A 24,129-nucleotide genomic window follows, 5' to 3' on the forward strand; every position below is an offset into this window, starting at 1 on the left:
TGACGTGGCGGAGAAAAAAGATTGAGATATTAAAATGTTCAAACAAAATACCATAGAACGCTTTGCGGGGATTGAGACCCCGTTTTATTACTATAACATGGATGTGCTACGGCAAACGCTGGATGCCTGTCGCGATGCGTCGTCGCAATACGGTTTTCATGTGCATTATGCCATGAAGGCTAACTTTAATACCAAGGTTGTAGATGCGGTGCAAGCCTATGGTTTCGGTGCCGACTGCGTAAGCGGCAACGAGGTGAAAGCCGCTATTGAGCATGGTTTCGATAAAAGCAAGGTGGTTTTTGCGGGCGTTGGTAAATCTGATAAAGAGATAAACCTGGCGCTGGATGCTGATATCTTCTGTTTCAATGTAGAATCGATACAAGAACTGGATATTATCGACGGCCTGGCGAAAGCAAAAGGTAAAGTGGCCGGGGTTGCCATCCGCATAAACCCAAATGTGGATGCGCATACGCACCATTTCATCACCACCGGGTTGGACGAGAATAAATTCGGCATCAACACCTGGCAACTGCACGATGTGGTGGTAATGCTGCGCAAATGCGCCAACCTTAAGTTTTTAGGTATCCACTTCCACATCGGTTCGCAGATTACGGATATGGAGGTGTACAAAAGCCTTTGCATCCGCATCAACGAAATGCAGGACTGGTTCGAAAACCATGGCTTTGCCATAAAAATATTAAACACCGGCGGCGGATTAGGCGTTGATTACCACAATCCAGATGGTAATACCATCCCCGATTTTGAAAGCTATTTTAAGGTGTTCAAAAAATTCCTGAATGTAAAACCGGGGCAGGAGGTGCATTTTGAGCTCGGCCGTGCTTTGGTAGCGCAATCTGCTTCGCTGATTTCGCGCGTGCTGTATGTAAAAATAGGGCAGAAGAAGAATTTCCTGATACTGGATGCCGGCATGACCGAGCTAATGCGCCCGATGCTTTACCAGGCGTACCATGTTATTGAGAATTTGAGTCGGGAATTAGAGGTCGGGAAGTCCGAAAGTCCGGAAGACGGAGCTTCATCTCAAATCTCAGATCTCACATCTCAAATCTATAAATACGATGTAGTAGGCCCCATTTGCGAAAGCACAGATTGTTTCCGTAAGGATGTTGACCTGCCGGAGTCTTTCCGTGGCGATTTGATTGCCGTGCGTACGGCCGGTGCTTACGGGGAGGTAATGGCATCGCACTATAACCTGCGCGATGCCGTGCAATCGGTGTATTCGTCTTAGAATTTATAGGCCAGGCCTAACTGCGAGGCTCCGGTCCTAAAGCCGTATATCGAACCAAGGGCAAAGGTTGTATGGAAGTTGAAATGCCTGTAGCCTACAAAACTGGTAAAGCCAAAGGTAGAAGAAGTGTTTGGGTTGTAGCCGTTACCCACCGGCCGCAAATCCCGGTTTATTTGGCCGGTGGTATGGTTCACAAACAGCTTTAAGCCAAAATTGGTGGTTTCGTTAGGCTTTACCACAAATTCGCTGAAGATGCCATAGCTAAACAGCTGCGGTTGCGCAGCGCTTTGTACATCGGGCTGGCCAACCTGTGCTTTGCGGAAGGCCAGGAAATCGCCGCCCTCGTGGGTGTAAGAAAGGTCCACGCCGATGATCCTGAAATCCGTTTTCTTCGTGCTCAGATAAAACGAGGTGGAGCCATTGAATCCATATCCCGAAAAACTTTTGTTGATAAACAAATTGCTGGTGGTATTGCCCGTTGTGGTGCTTTGGGTTTGCGTGTACACGCCGGTATAGCCCAGTACCCCATAGCTGAAGTTGAAATGCGGGATAGTGCGCGATTGATAGATGTTGAGCACGCCGCTGTTAGAGCTGCCCTGCCCGCCTGCACCGCTTTGCGCCAGATACGCCCCCGAGGCATAGATCCGCGTCTTCACCGAATCTTTAGAATGCGGCTTTATCATAAACTGCACATCGTTTTGGTAAAGGCCCGGTGCATAATAACGGGTACTGCACGATGATAGCAGGCCTGCTGCGGCCGCTATGATAAGGATGGTAAGGCTTTTCAATTGGTGGTAATTTGCCTACAAGTTACACCAATGCTTTTATATAATCGTCATTAAAATCGTTGGCGAAGTGCAAAATGTTATCCAGCGCAACAAAATCTTCCACGGGGTGGGTGGTAGTGAGTATAACGGCTTTCATGCCGGCATTGCGGGCCGCTTCGGCACCTTTGGGCACGTCTTCGAATACTATGCAGTCTTCCGGCTCAACGCCTAATAAGGCAGCCGGTTTGGTGAATGATTCGGGGTCGGGTTTGCTGTGGGTAACATCGTGCGCGCTTACAATAGCTTTAAAATAATGGCGGATCTTGAGGTTGTCCAGCACAAAATCGATATTAGATGGGATGGCTGCCGAACCTATAGCCATCGGGATACCGGCTTGGTGCGCGCGCTCCAAAAACTCGCCAAGGCCGGGCAGCAGCGCCAGTTCGCTAATAAATTCGCGGCGGTATTGCTCTTCCTTATCTTCGGATAGCTTATCCATTTCCTCAGGACTGAATTTACCCTCGCCAAACAGTCTTATCAATACTTCGGCATTTTTGCCGTACATGTTCTGCTTTATCTGCTCATCTGTAAAATTGCCGTCTAATACTTCGTTGGCTACGCGTTTCCAGGCGGTGGCGTGGTAGGGCATATCGTTTACCATAGTGCCGTTAAGGTCGAATATAAATGCTTTCATCGGCCGCAAAAATAATCGAATGCAGGCAAACCGCCTCAAAAGTTTAACCGTATATCGTACATATAATACAAGTATTTGCCGTTGCGCCGGTTATGCGGTTATAAATAAGGAATGTTGCTGAAAGGTTAAGGATAACGTTGAATGGATGGGTGGTGCGAGTAATTGTTTCAGCAGGGCCCTTAGCACAAGCTGGGGGCTTTTTTTATGGTTGGATGATGATTGCTTTTGCGGCGATTTAACTCTGGCGGCGCTTTTACTATGCCCGGATAAACAAAATCGATTATTTATTTGTAATCTCTGCCATGAAAGATAACGAGCAGCTACGCCTTAATGCGGTAAACAAGTTTAAAACCCTTGATGCCGGCATCGTAAAAGATTTGAATGAGCTGGTGAGCCTTACCGCAGCCATATGCGAAACACCCGTGGCCCTGGTGACTTTGCTTGATAAGGATGTGCAGTGGTTTAAGGCATCGGTAGGTACCGATGTAGAATGCACCCCTCGCAGCGTTTCTTTTTGCAACAACACTATTAAACAAACCCAACTGGTTATCATCCCGGATCTTTTAAAGGATATTGACCACAACAGCAACCCGATGGTGACCGGCGAGCCTCATGTGCGTTTTTATGCGGGCGCACCGCTTATCACCAAAGACGGTTTTGCTGTGGGTAGCCTTTGCGCCATTGACATGCAGCCCCGGGAACTAACCGACCACCAAAAACAATCTTTAAGAGTACTGGCCACGCAGGTTGTTAATTTGATGGAGCTGCAATGGAGCCTGAACAACCTGGAGCATCAGTATCAAAAAGAGCATGAGCAAATGCAGGCCGTTAAAGCGTACGAGATAAAGCTAAAGGCAATTTTTGATAGTTCTAACGATACCCATATTTTGGTTGGGCGCAATTATGATGTGCTGGCCTTCAACAGATCGGCTGCTATATTCTTCCGCAGCAATTATAAGCATAAGCTCTGCATAGGCGAATCGATACTCACATACACCGAGCCGGCCATCCTTAACCAGTTCAAGAAGTATTTCAGTATCGCACTTACGGGCCGCTCCATCAAGCGCGAATGGCTGCTGATGCCCGGTACGCCGCTGGAATGCTGGAAAGTAACCACCTTTGTGCCCGTGCGCGATGACGAGGGTACCGTGATAGGCGTATCCCTCAATTCTACAGATATCACCCACCGCAAGCGGCAGGAAGCGTATATCAACGTACAAAACGAAGCCCTGCAGCGCATAGCCATGATGCAATCGCACGAATTGCGCCGACCGGTAGCTTCACTGATGGGTATTATGGATTTGCTGAAGATGGAGAATATCTACTTCAATTATTTCGAGATGATGGAGCTTACCGTGAACGAGCTGGACGAAAAGATACGCGGCATCGTAAAAGATTCCGAAGATACCCTGCACGGCCGCCACCTTTCTATAGTAGCCTAAAATTAGTAGCCTAAAATCAAAGTCTTGCAAATGTATGATTCGGCAATATTGCCCGAATGCCGATTATTATCCCTACATTTGCACTTTAATAAATAAAATAATGCAAAAAGAAGGAACAGTAAAATTTTTCAATGAGACAAAAGGTTTTGGCTTTATCACACCTAACGGTGGCGGTGCTGACGTATTTGTTCATTCAACAGGCCTAATCGACGAAATCCGTGAAAACGATAAAGTTGAGTTCGAAGTAGAGAACGGCAGAAAAGGCTTAAACGCAGTGAAAGTAAAAGTTGTTTAATTATATTAATAACTATTAAGCTTACAAAAAGCGCCCCGGATTCACCGGGGCGTTTTTTTTTGCGATAGGGTGAGTACCACCAGCCGTCATTCTGATTGTTTCAGAACCCCATCATAAAAGTCACCACTTTGCCAACCCGCTTTACATGTCGTCCACCTGCCGTGTGGGGTACGAAAAGATTTCTCCGAAGGAGTCCTATGGACGGCATAACGCATTTCCTGACTACGGAAAGCCTCAAAAAATCCGCTATTTTCGCTAATCCCTTCGTTTTTTATCCCTTTAGATACCAAAATTGATACATTATTAACTTTTCATTGTTAGTGCTTAACATTTGTGGTATTAATATGTACAATTAGCACCATCAGCTTTTGTAAGCTGTGCCTATTTTTAAAAAATCAATTATCATTCATTTTTTATGTTTCAGATAAATTCTTTTTTTAGGAAATCGGCACTGCTGCTGTTCTGCATTGTTATTGGTTTCATTAGCGCAGAGGCGGCCGTTATCTCTTATACCAAAAATGCTAAAGGCGTAACTTTTAAGCTGGATAAAGGCTTAATGCAGCTCAACATCCGCCAGGCGGATATAATAGAGGTAAAGTACACCATCTTCGATAGATTCTCTTCCCAAGAGTCGCTTGTGGTAAACAACAAATGGCCGCTGGCTACGGCTTTTACCGTTACCGATAGTAAAAGCGAAGTGACGATAACAACCGCTAAACTCAAGCTTAAAATAAACAAGGCTACCAATGCCGTTACCTACTGCGATTTAAGCGGCAAGGTAATTACTGCCGAGGCAAGCAGCAATAAGGCCATGGCCCCGGCTACTATCGCGGGCATCAGCACTTATAACTGTACTACGCAGTTCGTTTCTCCGGCCAATGAGGCCCTGTATGGCATGGGCTGTCATCCGCTTGATTCATTAAGCATCAACTACAAGGGTCGCAACCAGGATATGGCCATCAAATACCTTACCGGTGCTATCCCGGTGATGCTCTCTACCCAAGGCTACGGGTTGATGTGGGATAACTACTCCGCCTCCAATTTTTACGGTGCCGAGGATGGTAACACCAAATTCAAATACGTATCAGAAAGCGGCAAACAGGTAGATTATTACTTTTTCTACGGCCCCGGTTTTGATCATATCATCAACCTGTACCGCACCGCAACCGGCCGCGCGCCCATGTTCGGCAAATGGGCCTACGGGCTTTTCCAGTCGCAGGACAGGTACCTGAGCGAAGCCGAGATACTCACCGTTAAAGATAATTACCGCAACAACCATATTCCGGTAGATGTGCTGGTGCAGGACTGGTACTACTGGGATCCGTTGCCTATTGGTTCGCACATCATGAAGCCGGAACGTTATCCGCACCCCAAGCAAATGATCGATTCCTTGCACGCAGCCAACCTGCACGCCATGATTTCGATATGGCCGGTATTCGGCAAGGGCACGCCCAATTATGATGCACTGGATAAAATGGGCGGCCTCACCAGCATTACCTGGGATAATGTGGTTACGCATACCTTCGATACTTATTACGATGCCCATAACCCCAAGGCCCGCGATTTATACTGGGCACAGGCGCGCGACAGCCTGGTAAAACGCTACGGCTGGGATGCCTGGTGGATAGACCAGTGCGAACCCGATAACGGTGCACTGCTTGATGAACGCCGCAAAGCAAACTTTTACACCGGCAAGGGTATCGATTATTTCAATACTTACTCGTTACAACACACCAAAGGCGTGTACGAAGGCTGGCGCAGGGATATCCCCGGCAAACGGGCTTTCTTTTTGGTGAGGCAGTCCTTCGCGGGCGAGCAGCGCAATGCGGCCACCTTATGGTCCTCAGATATCGAATGTACTTTCGCCAACTTCAAGAACCAGGTACCGCAGGGCATCAACGCTTGCGCATCGGGCATCCCGTACTGGACATCAGACATTGGCGGCTACCATTACGGCTGGAAAGCGCCCGATTGGTCTAAACCCGAGTTTAGGGAACTGTTTACCCGTTGGTTCCAGTTTGGGGCGTTCAGCCCGATATTCCGCATCCACGGAAAAGGGGAGCGGGCCATCTTCTCCAAAAATTGGGATGAAGATACCCGTGCTACGTTGCTTAAATTCGATAAGCTGCGTTATCGTTTGCTGCCATATATCTACTCGCTGGCTGGCCGCGTAAACACCGAAAATTACACCATGATGCGTGCGCTCACGTTCGATTTCCAAAAGGATGCCAACGTTTACAGCATCCCCGATCAGTATATGTTCGGTCCGGCCTTTTTGGTAAACCCGGTTACCGCGCAGCTATATACCGGCGCAGGCGCTGCCGGCAAAGCCAAAACACGTGAGGTGTACTTGCCGGCAGGCACCACCTGGTACAACTTCTGGACGGGCGAGATTAACAATGGCGGGCAGAAACTAACGGTTGATGTGCCTATGGACATGATGCCGCTGTACGTACGCGCAGGTTCTATTGTCCCCATGGGCCCGGTAATGCAATACGCGACCGAAAAACCGGCCGATAAGATAGAGCTGCGCATTTACCCCGGCGCAAACGGCACCTTTAAATACTACGAAGACGAGAATGACAACTATAACTACGAAAAAGGAGCAAAGGCTACTTTCACTTTAAACTGGAATGATAAACTGCAACAGTTAAGCATTTCGGCCACCAAGGGCAGTTTTAAAGGTATGCTGAAAAAGCACACCTTCAATATCGTGCTGGTAAAAGGCGCGCATGGCTCAAACACAGGTACTGCAGATAAGATTGATAAAAGCGTAGTTTATACAGGGAAGGCAATGATTGTAAAATTATAGACACGCTTTGAATGAACACGAATTATCCTAATTGAAACGAATTTCACGAATTTTTAAAAAAACGAACGGAACAATTTAACATAGCTACTCTGGCAGATTTGTGAGATTTTTTCTTAATTCGTGAAATTCGTGTTTACTCAATTTGAATGAACACGAATTATTCTAATTTAACCGAATTTCACGAATTTTTAAAAACGAATTGAACAGAACAATTTAATCGAAATATTAGCAATAGCTACTCAGGCAGATTTGTGAAAATTCTTCTTAATTCGTGACATTCGTGTTCACTCAAAAAGCCCTTACTGTACGATATCGTACAGTTGATTGTATTAAATCCGAACGCATTAGGAGTTGTAATTGTGTAGCATGTTGTTGGTAATCAATTAATTAAATATTTGGTATCTTTTTAGCTTTATCAGTTTTACCAAACTGATAAGCCATGCTTAAAAACTATTTCCTCATCGCATTTCGCAACCTCTCCAAAAACAAGGCGTTCTCCTTTATCAATATTTTCGGGCTGGCCATTGGTATGGCGGCTTGTTTGCTCATACTACAATACGTAAGCTTTGAGTTGAGTTACGACAATTTCCATGCGAATAAAGACCGTGTTTATCGCATTAACCAGGATAGGTACGATAAAGGCAAATTGAGCACCCAATGGGCAGGCGGAGCTTTTGCTGCCGGCAGCGCTTTTAAAGCCGAAGTGCCGGAAGTAGAGGATTTTGTAAAGCTGGTACCCGCCGGCAACGCACTGGCTAATTATAAAGACGAAAAAATCGTTGTTAAGAAGGATTTCTACTGCGGTGCTGCTTTCTTTAAACTATTTTCCTACCCCTTGCTAAGCGGCAATCCGGCCACCGCCTTAATAGAGCCGAACTCGGTGGTGATTTCCGAAGATGTGGCCATGAAGCTTTTTCATAGCACTGATGTAGTCGGGCAAACCTTAACGCTTAATACTACCAAGCTGCTAAAAATTACCGGCGTAATGAAAAACATGCCGGCCAACACCCACCTGAATTTCGATGTTTTACAATCATATAGCACCCTGCTGAAAGAAAACCCGCCGAGGGACGGCTATAACCTGGATAATGCCTGGTACAACGATGGCTGCACTACCTACCTATTATTAAAGCCAGGCGTTGATCCTAAAACCGTAGAGGCCAAATTTTTGCCCATCGTAAAAAAAGCCTACCAACAAATTGCCAGCTCGGGCGCGAGCGCAATATATACCTTGCAACCCATGCCGAGCATCCACCTGTACTCTAACCGTATGTTCGAGATACAAGCGAACGGCGATGGTAAATCTGTTTACTTGTTACTGGGCATCGCCATTTTCGTTATCATTATTGCCTGGATAAACTACATCAACCTGGCCACGGCCCGCGGCATTGGTCGCGCAAAAGAGGTGGGCGTGCGCAAAACGCTTGGTTCGGCCAAAGCGCAGCTGGTAACGCAGTTTATGCTCGAGGCTATGTTCCTGAACGGACTGGCGGTGCTGCTTGCCATAGCCTTCATTGCTGTTTGCCTGCCTATAATGGCCAATATTGCCGGCGTAGATATAGGCTTTGCCCTGTTTGCAAAACCCGGCTTTTGGGCTACAGTGATAGGGATATTCGTGGTGGGTACTTTCTTCTCGGGTTTTTACCCGGCCATCGTATTATCGGCATTCAAGCCCATCGAGGTGATGAAAGGTAAATTAACCGCATCGCCAAAAGGCATCATTTTACGTAAGGGGATGGTGATCTTCCAATTTGCGGCATCTATATTCCTGCTGATAGGCGCACTAACCGTGTACCGGCAGATAACCTATATGCAAACCCAGAAACTGGGCGTAACTATCGATCAAACCCTGGTGATAAAAGCTCCGCTGGTTAAGGTAGATTCTTTTTACCGCAGCATGAGCGCATTTAAACAGGAATGCCTGAAACAGCCATCCATCAAAAGCATCACGGTATCTACATCGGTACCGGGCGAAGCGGTAGGCTGGAACGCAGGTGGTATAAAACTTACCGGTGCCCCCGACAATACAGCGGATCAGTATCGCATTATTGGGGGCGACTACGATTACCTTACCGCTTACGACCTGAAGTTGATAGCCGGTCGCAAGTTCTCTAAAGAATTCACCACCGACCCTAAGACCGTGGTGTTCAGCAAAACCGCAGTGCGCCGACTTGGCTTTACTGACCCTGCGAAGGCACTTGGCAAACGCATCGACTTTTGGGGCGATGTTTATACGATAATAGGCGTGGTAGATGATTTTCACCAGCAATCGCTACGGGATACTTATGATGCCATCATTTTCCGCTGCATACCCGATGTTAGGGGGGATGTATCGGTAAAAGTAAGCGCTACCAACGTGGCGCAAACCATCGCAGCCTTAAAAACCAACTGGGATTCTTTCTTCCCCGGCGATCAGTTCGACTACTTTTTCCTGGATGAGCACTTCAACGACCAATACAAAGCCGACCAGCGCTTTGGGCAGGTATTCGGCATATTTACGGTAATAGCCATCTTTGTGGCTTGTTTAGGTCTGTTCGGCCTGGTATCGTTCACCATAGTGCAGCGCACCAAGGAGATAGGTATCCGCAAGGTGCTTGGCGCATCGGTAAACGGCATATTGCAGCTGCTTTATAAAGATTTTGCGCTGCTGATCATCATCTCCTTTTTAGTGTCGGCACCACTGGGCTGGTATGCCATCAGCAAATGGCTGGAAAGTTATGCCTTCCGTATCAGCATCAACCCTGTTTTATTTATCGTCCCATTTTTAACGGTGCTTGTAATTGCCTTTGCAACGGTATCGTGGCTAAGCGTAAAAGCCGCCTTAACCAATCCGGTAAAAAGCTTAAAAACCGAATAACAGAAAGGGCCACCGCGATTTACCGCGGTGGCCCTTTTTAATATATAAGTGCTATTACTCTACAAACTTCTTCAAGCTTTCGCCCAGTATATAGTTCCAGCCTTTTGAGAAGCTGTCTCGGGCAAAATCGGGGCTGTCCTGCGGCATGGTTTCCAGTCCGGTGTGGGTAATGCGCACCAGGGTTTTGTCTCCCTCGGGGAAAAGTTCGAAGCTCACCTCCGAATTTCCGGGGTAATCCTCATAACGCCAGGTGTAGCTTAATTTCTTTTCAGGCTCAGCGGCGGTGATACGGCAATGGTGTACATATTTTTCGCCCTTGGCACCCTGCCCGGCAAAGCTAAACTCAAAGCCAACCCTTGGCTCAAAACTCTCGAGGTTAAAGTACCATTGCTTCATTTTGTCGTTATCGGTAAGGGCTTCCCAAACCTTGCTTGCCGGGGCATTCAGCAGGCGTTCTACGATCAGTGGTTTTGTTTCCATCAGTTTACAGGATTGGAGGATTAAACGATTTTACAGGATTTAACAGATTTAGCGATAAAAAGATTTTACAGGATTTATCTTATGCATTGGATGCGTCAAAAATAGTTGGATTTTCAAGAGTTTTAATCCTGCTAAATCCTAAAAATCCCTAAATCCTGTTAAAAATCCCCTCAATTCGTGTCTATTTAGTAAACTAAGTTGACTTATTTTACTTCATGACATTTAAATTATACGGTGTTCGATTTATCGCTGTACATTTGCTTAACACTGTTAAATGATTTAATAGTTGTTATTAAGACAATGGCAAGTAAAGACAGAATTCTACGTTTAAAGGAAGAAACCAGGGCAAACATCCTGGATGCTGCCTTACGTATAGTGAAAGAAGAAGGATGGCAAGCTTTAAGCATGCGCAAGATTGCCGATAAGATAGAATATACCGCGCCCATCATATACGAGTACTTTTCCAATAAGGAAGCGATTTTATTAGAACTGAACCGCCAGGGGTATCTTAAGCTGGCAAAAGAATTGCAGGAAGCAAAGGACGCACACACCGGCCCGGCCGACCAGCTGGAGGCTATGTGGCTTGCTTACTGGAACTTCGCGTTTGCTAATAAGGAACTGTACCAGGGCATGTTTGGCATTACTACCAGCTGCGCATGCGAAATGGTGAATAAACTGCCCGAGGCAGAATTGCCCTGGGATATCTTCACTGCTTCTATAGGCGAACTGATGAAGATTGACGATATGGACTCGGAGATTATTTGCACCAAGTACTACACTTTTTGGTCAATAGTTCACGGCTTGGTTTCTATCAATTTGCTTGATAGGGGCAACAGCGACGAGATAAACAGGCAAGTGCTGCGCGATGCCATTACCGGCATCATCAGGAGCATAACGCCTTAACGTTATAAAGCAACGCAATACCGGGCTGCCCGGTATCGTTAAAAATAAAGCATCTACATTATTAACATTTAAAAACTACAGCTATGGAAACAAAACACACCCAATCATATCAATCACTTAACACTGTTAAATCATTTAATGATGTTATAACATTTAATTTGATGCAATGTTGATAACCATTGCATCGATACGTTGACAAAATCAAAAATTAAAGGCCCTGCATCGTACCACCATGAATACCATCAATACAAACGAATCCATCTACATCAATAGCCTCCGGGCAACAATTAACCCTACAAACTCACGCTCAAAATTAATTATCATCATGAAAAGTATCTTAATAGCCATCATAGCGATAGCACTATTCAGTTGCTCGCCAGGTCAACAAGCGCCGCCGGCCCCAGCGCCGCCTGCTTTACCGGTATCAACCGTAGTATCGGGCAACCAAACCACTTACCAGGAATATCCTGCTTCTATAGAAGGAACGGTTAACGTAGAAATACGCCCGCAGGTAAGCGGCGCTTTAGACAAAGTATTTGTTGACGAAGGCGCATTCGTGTCTGCCGGTCAGCCGATATTCAAAATAAACGAACAGCCTTACCGCGCAGCCCTTAACAATGCATTAGCCGCCTTACACGCAGCCCAGGCAGCAGCAGGCAACGCACAATTAGAAGTTGATAAACTCACCCCGCTGGTTGCCAATAAAGTAGTATCAGATTACCAACTTAAAACTGCCAAAGCAGCTTACCAGGTTGCAGTAGCCAATATCGAATCGGCAAAGGCGAATGTATCTACAGCTCAAATCAACCTGGGTTACACGCTGATAAAAGCGCCCGTTAGCGGTTACATCGGTCGCCTTATTAAAAAACAAGGTAGCCTGGTATCTCCGCAGGATGTTGACGCGCTTACCCAATTATCAGATGTGCACGATGTGCACGTGTACTTCTCTTTAGGCGAAAAGGATTTCGTGGCCTTTAAAGAGCAGTACCCCGGCGCAAGCCTTAAAGATAAGCTGGCTAACCTGCCTGCTGTAGCCCTGTTGTTATCTGATAACAGCGAATACGCCAAACAGGGCCATATAGATATGATAGACGGCCAGTTTGATAAAACCACCGGCGCTATCACTTTAAGGGCCAGCTTTAGCAACCCGCAAGGCCTATTACGCAGTGGTAACACCGGCAAAATTCGCCTGAGTCTGCCGCATAAGGATGCGCTCATCGTGCCCGAGTCTGCTACTGTAGAAATGCAGGATAAGATATTCGTTTGGGCCGTAGCCGATAGCAACAAGGTAAAAAAGCTGCCTATTACCATCGAGGGTAGAAGTGGCAACAACTACCTGGTTAAAGACGGCATTAAAGTAGGCGACCGCATCGTACTTTCCGGTATCGATAAATTGCAGGAAGGCGCCGTGATACAACCTCAACCAGTTGCGGCCGATAAAGTTGTTGCGGTAGCGAAAAACTAAACACCTCAAAAGAGAGTCAAGAAATCAAGAGTCAAGACAAAAGAGGTTAAGACAAAAGACACAAGAACCAGGAGTAAGGTATAGGGATTTGGAGTGGACACCGTGAGGTATCTTGCTTCCTGGTTCTTTATGTCTTGCTTCTTCAAAAATCAAAGCCATGTTTCAAAAATTTATAGAACGGCCGGTGCTTTCCACAGTTATCTCCATATTATTGGTGATAGTAGGTATCCTCGGCCTAACCAAACTGCCCTTAGAGCGTTTCCCTAATATTGCCCCTCCGGCCGTATTGGTAACTGCTGTTTACCCGGGCGCCAATGCCGAAACCATATTGCGTTCGGTAACACCTTCCCTGGAAGAAGCCATTAACGGTGTGGAAGGCATGACCTACATGACCTCTACCGCCAGTAACGACGGCTCATTGGGTATTACCGTTTATTTTAAACAAGGTACCAACCCCGATCAAGCAGCCGTAAACGTGCAAAACCGCGTTTCGCAGGCTACCAGCCAGCTGCCTGCCGAAGTTGTGCAATACGGTATCACTACCACCAAGCAGCAAAATAGCTTTATTGGTGCAATAGCCATTTATACCGAAGACACCACCAAGTTTAGCCAAACCTTTGTGGCTAACTACGCGCAGATAAACATTATACCCGAGATAAAACGTATTCCCGGCGTAGGTTCTGCACAGGTATTTGGTGGCGTTAAAGATTACAGCATGCGCGTATGGCTTAACCCTACGCAAATGGCCACTTACAAAGTTACCCCGGCCGAAGTAATGGCCGCTATACAGGATAAAAACTTGGAAGCATCCCCGGGCCGTTTCGGTGAGAGCAGCGGCCAATCGTTCGAGTATGTTATTAAATATAAAGGCAAGCTTACCAAGCCCGAAGAATACCAGAACATTGCCATCCGCGCCAATGCCGATGGTAGCGTGCTGCACCTTAAAGATGTGGCGCGTGTAGAACTGGGCGCCTATTCGTACAATAGCTACACCAACCTCGACGGGCACGATGGCGTTATATTAGGTATTATCCAGTTATCCGGCTCTAATGCCAACGAGATACAGATACAGATTGATAAGCTGATGGAGAAAGCCTCTAAAAGCTTCCCTCCGGGCATCAAATACAACCAGTTCTATCGCACCAAAACCGATTTGGACGAATCTATCAAGCAGGTTGAACATACTTTGATAGAAGCCTTCATACTGGTGTTCATCGTGGTGTTCATCTTCCTGCAGGATTTCCGCTCAACCCTTATCCCGGCCATTGCGGTGCCGGTAGCTATTATTGGTACCTTCTTTTTCATGAACCTGTTCGGCTTCTCGGTCAACCTATTAACGCTGTTCGCGCTGGTGCTCGCCATCGGTATCGTGGTGGATGATGCCATTGTGGTGGTAGAGGCCGTGCACGCCAAGATGGAGCACGACCCTACGCTTAGCCCTAAAAAGGCAACTACCGAGGCCATGCACGAAATTACCGGCGCTATCATATCTATTACCCTGGTAATGGCTGCGGTGTTCCTGCCCGTGAGTTTCATGAGCGGTTCTACCGGTATATTCTACAAACAGTTCGCGCTTACTATGGCTATTGCCATCATTATATCGGCCGTTAACGCATTAACGTTGAGCCCGGCGCTGGCTGCTTTGTTCCTGAAGAATAAACATACTGCCGATGGCCAGGTTGCGCCTAAAAAAGGTTTTGCAGATAAGTTTTACGCAGGCTTTAACGGTAGCTTCAACTACATTACCGATAGGTACATAGGCGGCGTAAAAGTGCTTATCAAAAATAAATGGGTAAGCATGGCAGGCCTTGCCGTACTGATTGCTGTTACCGTGTTTATGGTGAACCGTACCAAAACAGGCTTCATCCCAACCGAGGATCAGGGTTTCGTGGCCATCGCAGTTAATACGCCATCCGGTACTTCATTAGCCGGTACCAATAAGATATTCAAACAAGCCGAAGACCAGCTGAAAACGCTGCCGTCTGCCAGGTTCGTTACCGCTTTATCAGGTTTCAACTTCTTAACGCAATCCAGCAGCCCGTCTGCCGGTGTTATCTTCCTGTTGCTGAAACCAACCGATGATAGGGGCGAGGTGAAGAATATCGACGAGATACAGAATATCGTACGCGGAAAATTAGGCGCTGTACCCGGCGGCACGTTCTTCGTGTTCAGTTTCCCAACTGTACCGGGCTTTAGCAACGTTGAGGCATTGGATGTGGTACTGCAGGATAAAACCAACGGCAAGCTGGATAAATTTAGCGGCATCACCAATAATTTTATTGCCAAGCTGATGCAGAAACCGGCTGTTGCCTACGCATTTACATCGTACAAGGCCGATTATCCGCAACTGCAATTGGATATCGACGACGAAAAAGCCAGTCAACTGGGCGTAAATGTTAAAGACATCCTCTCTACCATGCAGGCTTACTTCGGTACAGCACAAGCATCCGACTTTAACCGTTTCGGTAAATATTATCGCGTGGTAGTACAGGCTGATGTAAAAGACCGCACCGACCCAAGTACTATCGACCGAGTATTTGTTAAAAACAACAAAGGCGAAAATGTACCGATAAACACGCTGGTGAAACTTACCCGCGTTTACGGTTCAGAAACGGCTTCGCGTTATAACCTGTTCAACTCTATCGAAGTAAATGCCATCCCTAAACCGGGCTATAGCTCGGGCGATGCCATCAAAGCGATCGAGGAAACGGCCAAAGAAGAACTGCCTGACGGCTTTACTTACGAGTTCTCGGGCCAAACCCGCGAGGAGATATCATCGGGCGGGCAATCAACCGTGGTGTTCCTGCTGTGTTTGGTGTTCGTGTACTTCCTGCTATCGGCACAGTACGAAAGTTATATCCTGCCATTGGCGGTTATCCTTTCTATCCCTACCGGTCTGTTTGGTGTGTTTGCGGTATTGGGCTTAACCGGTATCGAAAACAACATCTACGTACAGGTAGCGCTCATCATGCTCATCGGGTTGCTGGCTAAGAATGCCATCCTGATAGTAGAGTTTGCGGTGCAGAAACGACGCAGCGGCATGAGCCTGGTAAATTCAGCTATCGAAGCCGCCCGCTTAAGGATACGCCCGATTGTGATGACCTCGCTGGCCTTCGTATTCGGCTTGTTCCCGATGAGTATTGCCACCGGCCCATCGGCCCAGGGTAACCACTCTATCAGTATCGGTGCAGCAGGCGGGATGGTATCCGGCGTATTGCTGGGCTTATTTATCATCCCGGTATTGTTCGTGATATTCCAGCATTTGCAGGAACGTATAAGCGGCGTGCCATTTGACAGGCACCGGAATAAAAATACCGACGGTAAACATGTTGATGAATTAAAACCGGAAATGATATAAAAAGCAGGAAGCCTCACCCCAAACCCCTCTCCAATGGAGAGGAACTTATAGTGGCTTTTTAGAACCCTCTCCTTTGGAGAGGGCAGGGTGAGGCTACGAGGCTAACAATTTTAACAACACACAAAATGAAAAAATATATAAACGGGTTTACAGCATTGATGCTTTTAGTATTGAGTGCCTGTTCAGTTTCGAAAGATGTCGAAACACCCAAGCCGGCTTTGCCTGCCGAGTTCAGGAACGTGGCAGCCGTAGGCGATACCACCAGCATTGCCGACATACAATGGAAGGACTTTTTTGCCGATGCTACCCTGCAGAAGCTGATAGACAGCGCCATAGCCAAAAACTACGATATGCAGATAGCAGTGAAGAACATCGAATCATCGCAGTTGCTGTTCAGCAGGGTTAAATGGGATTATGTGCCCACCCTGGCTCTAAACGTAACAGCCAGCAGCAACCGCCCAAGCGATAACAGCGTTACCGGCCTAAGCATCGCCCAATTCGGGATCGGCACCAACCATGTAGAAGACTACTCTGCCAACCTGGCCTTGTCATGGGAGGCAGATATATGGGGTAAGATAAAGAACCGCCAGCGTGCTGCGCTTGCGCAATACCTGCAAACTGCCGAAGCCAAAAAGGCTATCCAAACCAATATCGTGGCCAGCGTATCGCAAGGGTATTATAACCTGTTGATGCTGGATGAGCAATTGAACATTGCACAAAGGAACGTGAGGCTGAACGATAGCACCCTGCGCATTATCCGTTTACAGTACGATGCCGGGCAGGTAACTTCCCTGGCCGTGCAGCAAGCCGAAGCACAGCGCCAGGCGGCAGAACAATTGGTGCCGCAATTCGAGCAGAACATTACCATACAGGAAAACGCCCTGAGCATCCTGGCTGGCCAACTGCCCGATAAGATTGCCCGCAGCGCCAAACTGGATGATTTAACCATCCCCGATAATCTATCGGCGGGTTTGCCATCGGCCATCGTAAGCCGCAGGCCCGATGTAAAAAGCACCGAACTGGCGCTTACCATCGCCAATGCCAACGTGGGTATTACCAAGGCAGCTATGTATCCCTCATTAACCATAACCGCCAGCGGCGGCGTAAATTCTTTCAAGGCCAGCAACTGGTTCAACCTGCCTGCATCATTGTTCGGTACGGTGGCAGGCGGCATTGTGCAGCCCATCTTCCAGAAGAAACAGTTGCGTACGCAGTTTGAAGTTGCCAAGGTAGAGCGCGAGAAAACCGTGCTGCAGTTCCGCCAGTCTGTACTGAACGCAGTAGGCGAGGTGAGCGATGCTTTGGTGAAGATAGAGAAGCTGAAACAACAGCAGGCCATTGCTGCCAACCGCGTAAAAACCCTGCAGCAGGCAACCGCCAATGCCAACCTGTTATTCAAGAACGGTTTGGCCAACTACCTGGAGGTGATTACCGCTCAAGGCAATGTTTTACAAGGTGAGCTGGAACTGGCTACTGTAAAACGTACCCAATTAAGCGCCGTAGCCGAGTTGTACCGCTCACTGGGCGGCGGCTGGAAATAAGCAACTATTACCAACCCTATATATACCAAAAGCCTCCTGATTCACGGGAGGCTTTTTTGCGTTTTGGGGAAAGGATTCGCCGATAGTTATGTAGGGTTATTTCCCGTTACCGCCGGGGCTCTCGATAGAGGACCCTGCGCCGTAGGACAGGTAGCCTGTATGCATCTCGATTGATAAAAATACATCTCGGTACAAGCCGGAATGTCCTGCTTCCGCAGGGTCCTCTATCGAGAGACCCTGCGGCGACGGTAATGGCATTTACGTTAACCGCGCCGCGCCGGTTTTATTTTTTTGGCGAATGCTTGCCGATAATCATCAAGCCAATGGCCAAATAGGCAAGGTCCTTTAGTACGAAGAATTCGGTAGTGGGTACGCCATCAACCGTTTTCCAAACCCCGGGCGTAGTTGCCAAAAAGCTTAGCGTAGTGAGGAAGATGATAATGGTAAGGTAACCGCCAATCAACCCGGCTTTGCTTTGCCAGAACGAGGCAATCAGCAGTGTGCCTGTAACGATTTCGAAAAAGCCGATGAAGTTGGATACCTGCTGTACGGTGCCTATCTTATACATCCAGCTCATCAGGAAGCTGTTCTCTACCAGTGGTTTAATGGCTGCCGCTTCGGTGGGTGTGAATTTGAAAATGCCTATCCATATTAATAGGAGTGCTGTGGCTGCTACCCCTAAAGTGTAGCCGGTTTTTGTGTGGTTCATGCTGTTTGTAAATTTTGGTTTTTGGTGGCTTAGTCGCAGGTGAGGGCGATGCCTTACAGCAGGTTATAAAAAAACCGCCCCGGCGGTTTGCCGGGGCGGTTGTGGTCTAAAGAACGGGCCTTGTGCGATTCCCCTCTAGAGAGGGGCGGAGGGGTGTGTTTCGTCGATTGCATAGTGGCTAACACACCCCCCTTCGCCTGTGCCTCCGCGCCCCCTCTCAAGAGGGGAACAAAAAAACTTTAAAAGTTCGTCCTCAAAGTTACGCCGTACATCCTTGGGTTGCCCAGGTGCGATGCGCCGAAATCGTAAGCGTAATCTATATAATGTTTGTTTCCCAGGTTGCTGCCCCATGCAAATACATCGAATTGCTTAGTGCTTACGCCTAAACGGACGTTGAACAGGCTGTAGGATTTTTGCTCTACGTTGTTGCCCAAATCAAAGTATTGCTTGCCGAGGTACTTCCATTCGCTGCGGGCGATGAGTTTTACGTCTGCTGTTATACGGTAATTGTATTGTATGGCCAGCATAGAGGTAACATCTGGCGTATAAACCTGGCGGTTGCCTTTCAGGCTCACTACGCTGCCATTGTTGGGCACGTTAAGATCGGTATAGCGGGCGTGGGTATAGCCCAGGTTGTACGATATATCGAAGCCTTTGATAGCCGTAGTAGCAAGCTCCAGCTCGGCACCCTTGCTGTGCAGCTTGCCTGCGTTTTTGGTTACGGTAATAGCTTGCGGCAATACCAGGGTAGGCACCTGTGCATTGTTAATGGAGATATAGAACAAGGATACGTTCACCCTTAATTTATTATCCAACAGGAAGTTTTTTGAGCCTACTTCGAAGTTGTTGCTGTACTCTGGTTTGTAGGCGAACAACGGCGGTTGCGATGGGTCTGCACCCAGCTGACTGATACCACCTGCGCGGAAACCACGGCTGTAGGTAGCGTACAGGTTGTTGGCATCAGATACATGGTAAGCCAGGCTCAGTTTCGGCGTAAATGCCTTGAAGCTGGCCGTTGATGAGGTGTCGTTTTGCGTAGTGGTAGGGGAAGGGTCGTTATCCATCTGGAACTCGCCTTTTACTTCTTCTTTCTTGTGCTCGTAATCGTAGCGCAGGCCTGCGGTCAAATCCCATTTCGGGTCGAGTACGAAAGTTACCTGGCCGAATAGCGCCGTGCCGTAGTTATGCTCGATATTGGTGTTGATAGTGCTGAAGTTAGGGAAGGGTGCGCCTACCATTTCGCCATCGGCACCGAAATGCGTTGCCGTTTTTGTTGGTGCGTAACGGTAGAAACCGTAAAGACCAGCCGTCCAGCGGATGTTGGTTGCCGATGCAGGCGACGAGAACCTGAACTCCTGCGTGGTTACTTTCACCTTGTTGAATTCAGGCCCGTAGTTGTTGATCAGCGTAACGCCGTCGATGGGAGAGAAATCGCCATCGATAGGCACCTGGTAGTAACGATTGTTTTTTTGGTAAGCGGTATTAGAGGTAAAGTTGAAACCTTTGCCGGTATAATTGGCCGATAACGATGCGTTCAGCGTGTTATCGATCATTTTGGTAGTAGCATTCTGGTTCACCTGGAAAGGCGAGCCTATGGCATCATCCGGCGAACCTGATAAAGCAAACGGGCCGTTGTTGCGGTTGATGTAGGTCTTCACGTTCAAAGTCAAGGCAAAGGTTTGCGATGCCAGGTACTTCAAGTAATAGTTGCCCAAAAATGAGTGCTGCTTATCCAGTTTGGTATTGTTGAACCCGTTGTTGTAAAAACCATCGAAGCCGTTGTAAAGGCCTGCAACACCCAGGAACAGTTTATCGGCTATTAGCGGCGTGCGTATGCCTGCGCTGATGCGTTTTTGCCCATAGCTGCCAAAGTTTAGTTCGGCGAAGCCGGTGGTTTGGTTGGTAGGCTGTTTGGTGATGATGTTGATAACGCCACCCATGGCATTGCGGCCATAAAGGCTGCCCTGCGGGCCGCGCAATACTTCTACGCGCTCTACATCAAAAAGCTGGGGGATGTAGGTATCCAGGCTGAACTGGTTTACACCGTCTATATACGTAGCTACTGCAGGATCGTAAGAGGTAGTGGCAACGCCCCTTATACCCGTAACGTTGCGGTCGTCGCCTGGGCCTGCCGAATATAAGTTGGGCACTATGGCGGTAATATCTTTCAGGTTCCAGATCTTGTATTCCTGCACCTGTTTGGCCGATAGGGTAGAGATGCTGAATGGTACCTGCTGGGCACCTTCTTCGCGCTTTTGCGCGGTAACCACTACTTCATCCAGTCGGCTGCTTGCTTCGTTTAGCTGTATGCTGATGGGCTGCGCGCCTGCGCTGATTGTAATGTTTTTGCTGATAGCGGCGTAAGCTATGCTGCTTACGTGTAGCGTATAGCTACCTGCGGGTACGTTTTTAAAGGTAAAGCTGCCCTGCTGGTTGGTGGTAGTAGCATAGTTGGTATTCAACAAGCTTACGGTAGCACCGGACAGAGGAGCAGAGGTTGTAGTAGTAACGGTACCCGTAAAATTAGTACCCGTTTGAGCGGATGCTGCGCCGAACATGGCCAGCATAAATAGGAGGAATGTGTATAGTTGTTTCATTATTAAATTAAAAAGCGGATATGATGGGGGTATCATATCCGCTGCAAAGAAAAGAATTTTATTATTTAAGTGTGTATATCCAGTTGATGATCTTTTGCGTATCGGCAGCTTTCAATGCCGGGTGGCCAGGCATATCCACGTCGCCCCAAACACCGTGGCCGCCGTTTACGATCTTCTTGCTCAGGTGGGCAGTAGATGCTGCGTTGGCCGGATATTTCTTAGCTACATCGGTAAAGGAAGGGCCTACCGATTTTTCGCTTATCTTATGGCAGGCGCTGCAATCCAGCGACAGCATCAGGGCTTTGCCTGCTGCATTTGCTTTCATGTTGGCCAGCTTGGCTTTCATATCAGGCGAATCCTGGCCGGCCAATACAGCAACCGTTTTTGGCGTGCTGATAGCGTCGTATTCGTCTTTAGCTACTACCGAAACGGTAAAGTTGCCTTTTTTGGTATATGTATAGGTTAGCTTTGGCAGCGTTGTTGTTTTTTTGATACCGTTGCCCAAATTCCATACGTAAGTCATCTTGTTTTTCTCCGGGTCGGTTGCTTTTACCGTAAGCACTACGGTTAAAGGCAAGGCGCCATAAGCCTTGCTGGTAGCAACAGAGGCTACTTCGGGCGCGCGGTTGCCATTGTTGTAATCTATACGCGCCAGGCCTGCGTCTTTGTTTTTGGCGAACCAGCCGCTGCCGTACTCTAATAGATATATCCTGCCATCGGGGCCTGTTTCCATATCAATTACGTTATTGAATTTGGTGCCTGCCATAAACGGCTCCATCTTATCCAAATCGCCGTTTGGCTGCAGGGTGAGCAATTTTATCCAGCCGCGTATCCAGTCGTAAAAAACTACTTTTTTGTTCAAATAATCCGGGTAACGGGTTGCTTTCGGGAACATGTCGGTATAGTAAGCCGGGCCTGCCATTGCGTTACGACCACCTGTGCCTACCTGCGGGAAATCCGGAGATTCGGCATATGGGTACCAGATAAACGCTGGTTGTGCCGGTGGCAATTCGCGCAGGCCGGTGTTGTTCTTCGAATCGTTTACAGGGTGCAGCGGATCGAAAGCCGGGCCGGATACGCCTGTTGCGTAATCATATGGGCGGTAAGCGTAGTTATTACCCACAAAGAAAGGCCAGCCGAAGAAGCCTGCTTTACGTGCCTGGTTAAACTCATCGTAACCGCGCGGGCCGCGTGTGTCAAGGCTGTCTTTCTGTGCATCCGGACCAACCTCGCCCCAGTATAGGAAGCCGTTCTTCTGGTCTACCGATATACGGTAAGGGTTCCTGTCGCCCATTACATAAATCTCGGGGCGGGTTTTTGGGGTGCCTGGTTTAAATAGGTTCCCTTCGGGGATGCTGTAAGTAGCGTCGGGATTTATTTTTATACGCAGGATCTTGCCGCGCAAATCGTTGGTGTTACCGGCCGAGCGACGTGCATCGTGGTTAATGAATTCAGGACGGTCATCCAGCGGTGCGAATGCGCGGGTGTTGAATGGTTTTTTGCCCGGCTCATCAAAAGGGGTAGAGTTATCGCCTGCAGAAAGGTAAAGCATATGATCCGGACCGAACGCTATCGAACCACCGGTATGGCAGCAGATCTCGCGCTGTGAGTAGAGCTGCAAAATTACTTTCTCGGTCTTGTTATCGATGGTGTCGCCGGTCATTGTGAAACGCGATAAGCGGTTAACCGATGTATCTGCAGGGCTGTAATAAATATAAACGTAGTGGTTGGTTTTAAAATCAGGGTCGATGTTTAAACCTAACACACCTTCTTCGGCATTAACGCCTTTGGTATGCTTGGTTTTCCAGTAGGCATCTAAAAAGCCGGCCTGTTTAACGGTTTTGGTACTGTTTTTATACAGCATGATCTCGCCGCGGCGTTGTGATACCAATATATCGAAATTGGGCAATACGGCCATTTCGGTAGGCTCGAAGAAAGTGCCGGTTATCAGCTGCGTTTTTTGGAAACGGTTGGTCTCGGGAACGCGCAGGGTGGTGCATTTGCTGTAATCGAGCGGTTTGTTATCGCCTATGGCGTATTTAATGCCGCCCAGCAAGTGGCCCAGGAACATAGGGTCGCTGTACGATTCGTCGGTATGGCCCAGTTCGGTGTAGAATGAGCGACCGTTCTCGAAGTTCTGGTACCAGGCCATTGGGTGGCTGGTGCCGTTTATGCCGCCTTTGTAGCTGGTTTCATCAATATTGATGAGCACGTGTATCTTGGGGCTGATGCTTTTGAAATTGTACCATTCGTCTTTACGTGTCCAGGTATCGGGCAGGTTGCGGGTAGAGGGATGGTTTTTGTCTACGATCTTCAACACAGCTTCCTGCTGCATAGGGTGGCTTACGAAGTAAGCGCCCACCAGGCGGCCGTAGTATTTCCAGTCGTATTCGGCATCGGCAGCGGCATGCACGCCAACAAAGTTACCGCCTGCCTGCATGTAGCGTTCCAGGTCGGCCTGCTGATAATTGTCCAGCATGTAGCCTGTAGTATTCAGGAATACTACTGCCGAATATTTCTTCAGGTTTTCTTCGCTGATTTTGCTGGCATCAGAAGTGCTATCCACCAGGAAATTGTTCTCTGCGCCCAATTTCATGATAGCCGGCACGCCCACAGCTATGCTGGCATGGTGATAGCCACTGGTTTTGGTAAAAACCAGTATTCGCGGCTTTACCGGTATTTTGCTAAAGCTAAACAGCGTAACGCATAGCGCAAGCAGCAAGGTAATTTTTAATCGCATTTTGTGATGTTTATATAATTGGTAATTAGTTGTTTGATAAGCTTGTTCTCATTGCGTACTTATAACGCAATAAAGATAATATTAAAATTTAATAAATGGCACCTTGGTAAACCCAAATATTGCACTTTATAACTAATTTTTTACTAATTACTTATTAATAATTCAATCGATTGCAATTTCTATCGGAGGGTAACGGATTTGTTGCAGTGGGGCTAAAATGGGC

At 47.7% G+C, this 24,129-nt stretch carries 16 protein-coding genes; 9 read left to right on the forward strand and 7 right to left on the reverse strand.

Translation table 11 applies throughout. The annotated features are described in order from the left end of the window. Positions 1-34 precede the first annotated feature (34 nt). On the forward strand, positions 35-1,246 hold the full coding sequence (gene lysA, locus AC1DYT_RS05125; protein ID WP_477468570.1) for a diaminopimelate decarboxylase: 1,212 nt from the start codon (positions 35-37) through the stop codon (positions 1,244-1,246). Here the strand turns inward: lysA and AC1DYT_RS05130 are convergent. Together AC1DYT_RS05130 and AC1DYT_RS05135 are read right to left on the reverse strand one after the other, a co-directional pair. Next, entirely contained in the window at positions 1,243-2,034 is a 792-nt protein-coding gene (locus AC1DYT_RS05130) for a hypothetical protein (RefSeq protein WP_477468571.1), read from the reverse strand. The two genes, lysA and AC1DYT_RS05130, sit on opposite strands and share 4 nt — an antisense overlap. A 22-nt stretch (positions 2,035-2,056) precedes the next feature. Continuing rightward, positions 2,057-2,707, reverse strand: coding sequence for an HAD family hydrolase (locus AC1DYT_RS05135; RefSeq protein WP_477468572.1), 651 nt, complete (start codon positions 2,705-2,707; stop codon positions 2,057-2,059). Positions 2,708-3,009: 302 nt separating this feature from the next. On the opposite strand from AC1DYT_RS05135, the gene AC1DYT_RS05140 reads away from it, so the two are divergent. The 4 genes from AC1DYT_RS05140 to AC1DYT_RS05155 all read left to right on the forward strand — a co-directional run bounded on the left by AC1DYT_RS05140 (position 3,010) and on the right by AC1DYT_RS05155 (position 10,113). Then, the gene (locus AC1DYT_RS05140) at positions 3,010-4,149 is read left to right on the forward strand and encodes a GAF domain-containing protein (RefSeq protein ID WP_477468573.1); all 1,140 of its coding nucleotides are present in this window, start codon (positions 3,010-3,012) and stop codon (positions 4,147-4,149) included. Between the two features lie 100 nt (positions 4,150-4,249). After that, positions 4,250-4,444 carry a cold-shock protein gene (locus AC1DYT_RS05145; protein WP_133234509.1) on the forward strand — a complete coding sequence of 65 codons (195 nt, stop codon included), beginning with the start codon at positions 4,250-4,252 and terminating at the stop codon, positions 4,442-4,444. A gap of 415 nt (positions 4,445-4,859) precedes the next feature. After that, positions 4,860-7,256, forward strand: coding sequence for a glycoside hydrolase family 31 protein (locus tag AC1DYT_RS05150; protein WP_477468574.1), 2,397 nt, complete (start codon positions 4,860-4,862; stop codon positions 7,254-7,256). 439 nt (positions 7,257-7,695) lie between these two features. Then, a complete protein-coding gene (locus AC1DYT_RS05155) occupies positions 7,696-10,113 on the forward strand; it encodes an ABC transporter permease (protein ID WP_477468575.1) in 2,418 nt (805 codons plus the stop codon). A gap of 54 nt (positions 10,114-10,167) precedes the next feature. On the opposite strand, the gene AC1DYT_RS05160 is transcribed toward AC1DYT_RS05155, so the two are convergent. Further along, a complete protein-coding gene (locus AC1DYT_RS05160; RefSeq protein ID WP_477468576.1) occupies positions 10,168-10,593 on the reverse strand; it encodes an SRPBCC family protein in 426 nt (141 codons plus the stop codon). 300 nt (positions 10,594-10,893) lie between these two features. Here AC1DYT_RS05160 and AC1DYT_RS05165 point away from each other — a divergent pair, with 300 nt between their 5' ends. From AC1DYT_RS05165 to AC1DYT_RS05180, 4 genes are all read left to right on the forward strand, one after another. After that, complete coding sequence (locus AC1DYT_RS05165; protein ID WP_477459111.1) at positions 10,894-11,496, forward strand: TetR/AcrR family transcriptional regulator; 603 nt, start codon at positions 10,894-10,896, stop codon at positions 11,494-11,496. Between the two features lie 325 nt (positions 11,497-11,821). Then, positions 11,822-12,961, forward strand: coding sequence for an efflux RND transporter periplasmic adaptor subunit (locus AC1DYT_RS05170; protein ID WP_477468577.1), 1,140 nt, complete (start codon positions 11,822-11,824; stop codon positions 12,959-12,961). A 157-nt stretch (positions 12,962-13,118) separates the two neighbouring features. Next, positions 13,119-16,319 (forward strand): efflux RND transporter permease subunit, encoded by a 3,201-nt coding sequence (locus AC1DYT_RS05175; protein ID WP_477468578.1) that lies wholly within the window; start codon positions 13,119-13,121, stop codon positions 16,317-16,319. A gap of 125 nt (positions 16,320-16,444) precedes the next feature. Next, entirely contained in the window at positions 16,445-17,860 is a 1,416-nt protein-coding gene (locus tag AC1DYT_RS05180; RefSeq protein ID WP_477468579.1) for an efflux transporter outer membrane subunit, read from the forward strand. A gap of 96 nt (positions 17,861-17,956) precedes the next feature. Here the strand turns inward: AC1DYT_RS05180 and AC1DYT_RS05185 are convergent, their stop codons facing one another. The 4 genes from AC1DYT_RS05185 to AC1DYT_RS05200 all read right to left on the reverse strand — a co-directional run bounded on the left by AC1DYT_RS05185 (position 17,957) and on the right by AC1DYT_RS05200 (position 23,906). Next, positions 17,957-18,118 carry a hypothetical protein gene (locus AC1DYT_RS05185; protein WP_477468580.1) on the reverse strand — a complete coding sequence of 54 codons (162 nt, stop codon included), beginning with the start codon at positions 18,116-18,118 and terminating at the stop codon, positions 17,957-17,959. A gap of 25 nt (positions 18,119-18,143) precedes the next feature. After that, positions 18,144-18,569, reverse strand: coding sequence for a DUF417 family protein (locus AC1DYT_RS05190; protein WP_477468581.1), 426 nt, complete (start codon positions 18,567-18,569; stop codon positions 18,144-18,146). A gap of 239 nt (positions 18,570-18,808) precedes the next feature. Continuing rightward, complete coding sequence (locus tag AC1DYT_RS05195) at positions 18,809-21,166, reverse strand: TonB-dependent receptor (protein ID WP_477468582.1); 2,358 nt, start codon at positions 21,164-21,166, stop codon at positions 18,809-18,811. 61 nt (positions 21,167-21,227) lie between these two features. Next, entirely contained in the window at positions 21,228-23,906 is a 2,679-nt protein-coding gene (locus AC1DYT_RS05200) for a ThuA domain-containing protein (RefSeq protein WP_477468583.1), read from the reverse strand. Positions 23,907-24,129: the final 223 nt, after the last annotated feature.

The sequence above is a fragment of the Mucilaginibacter sp. P1_D10 genome (assembly GCF_056406215.1).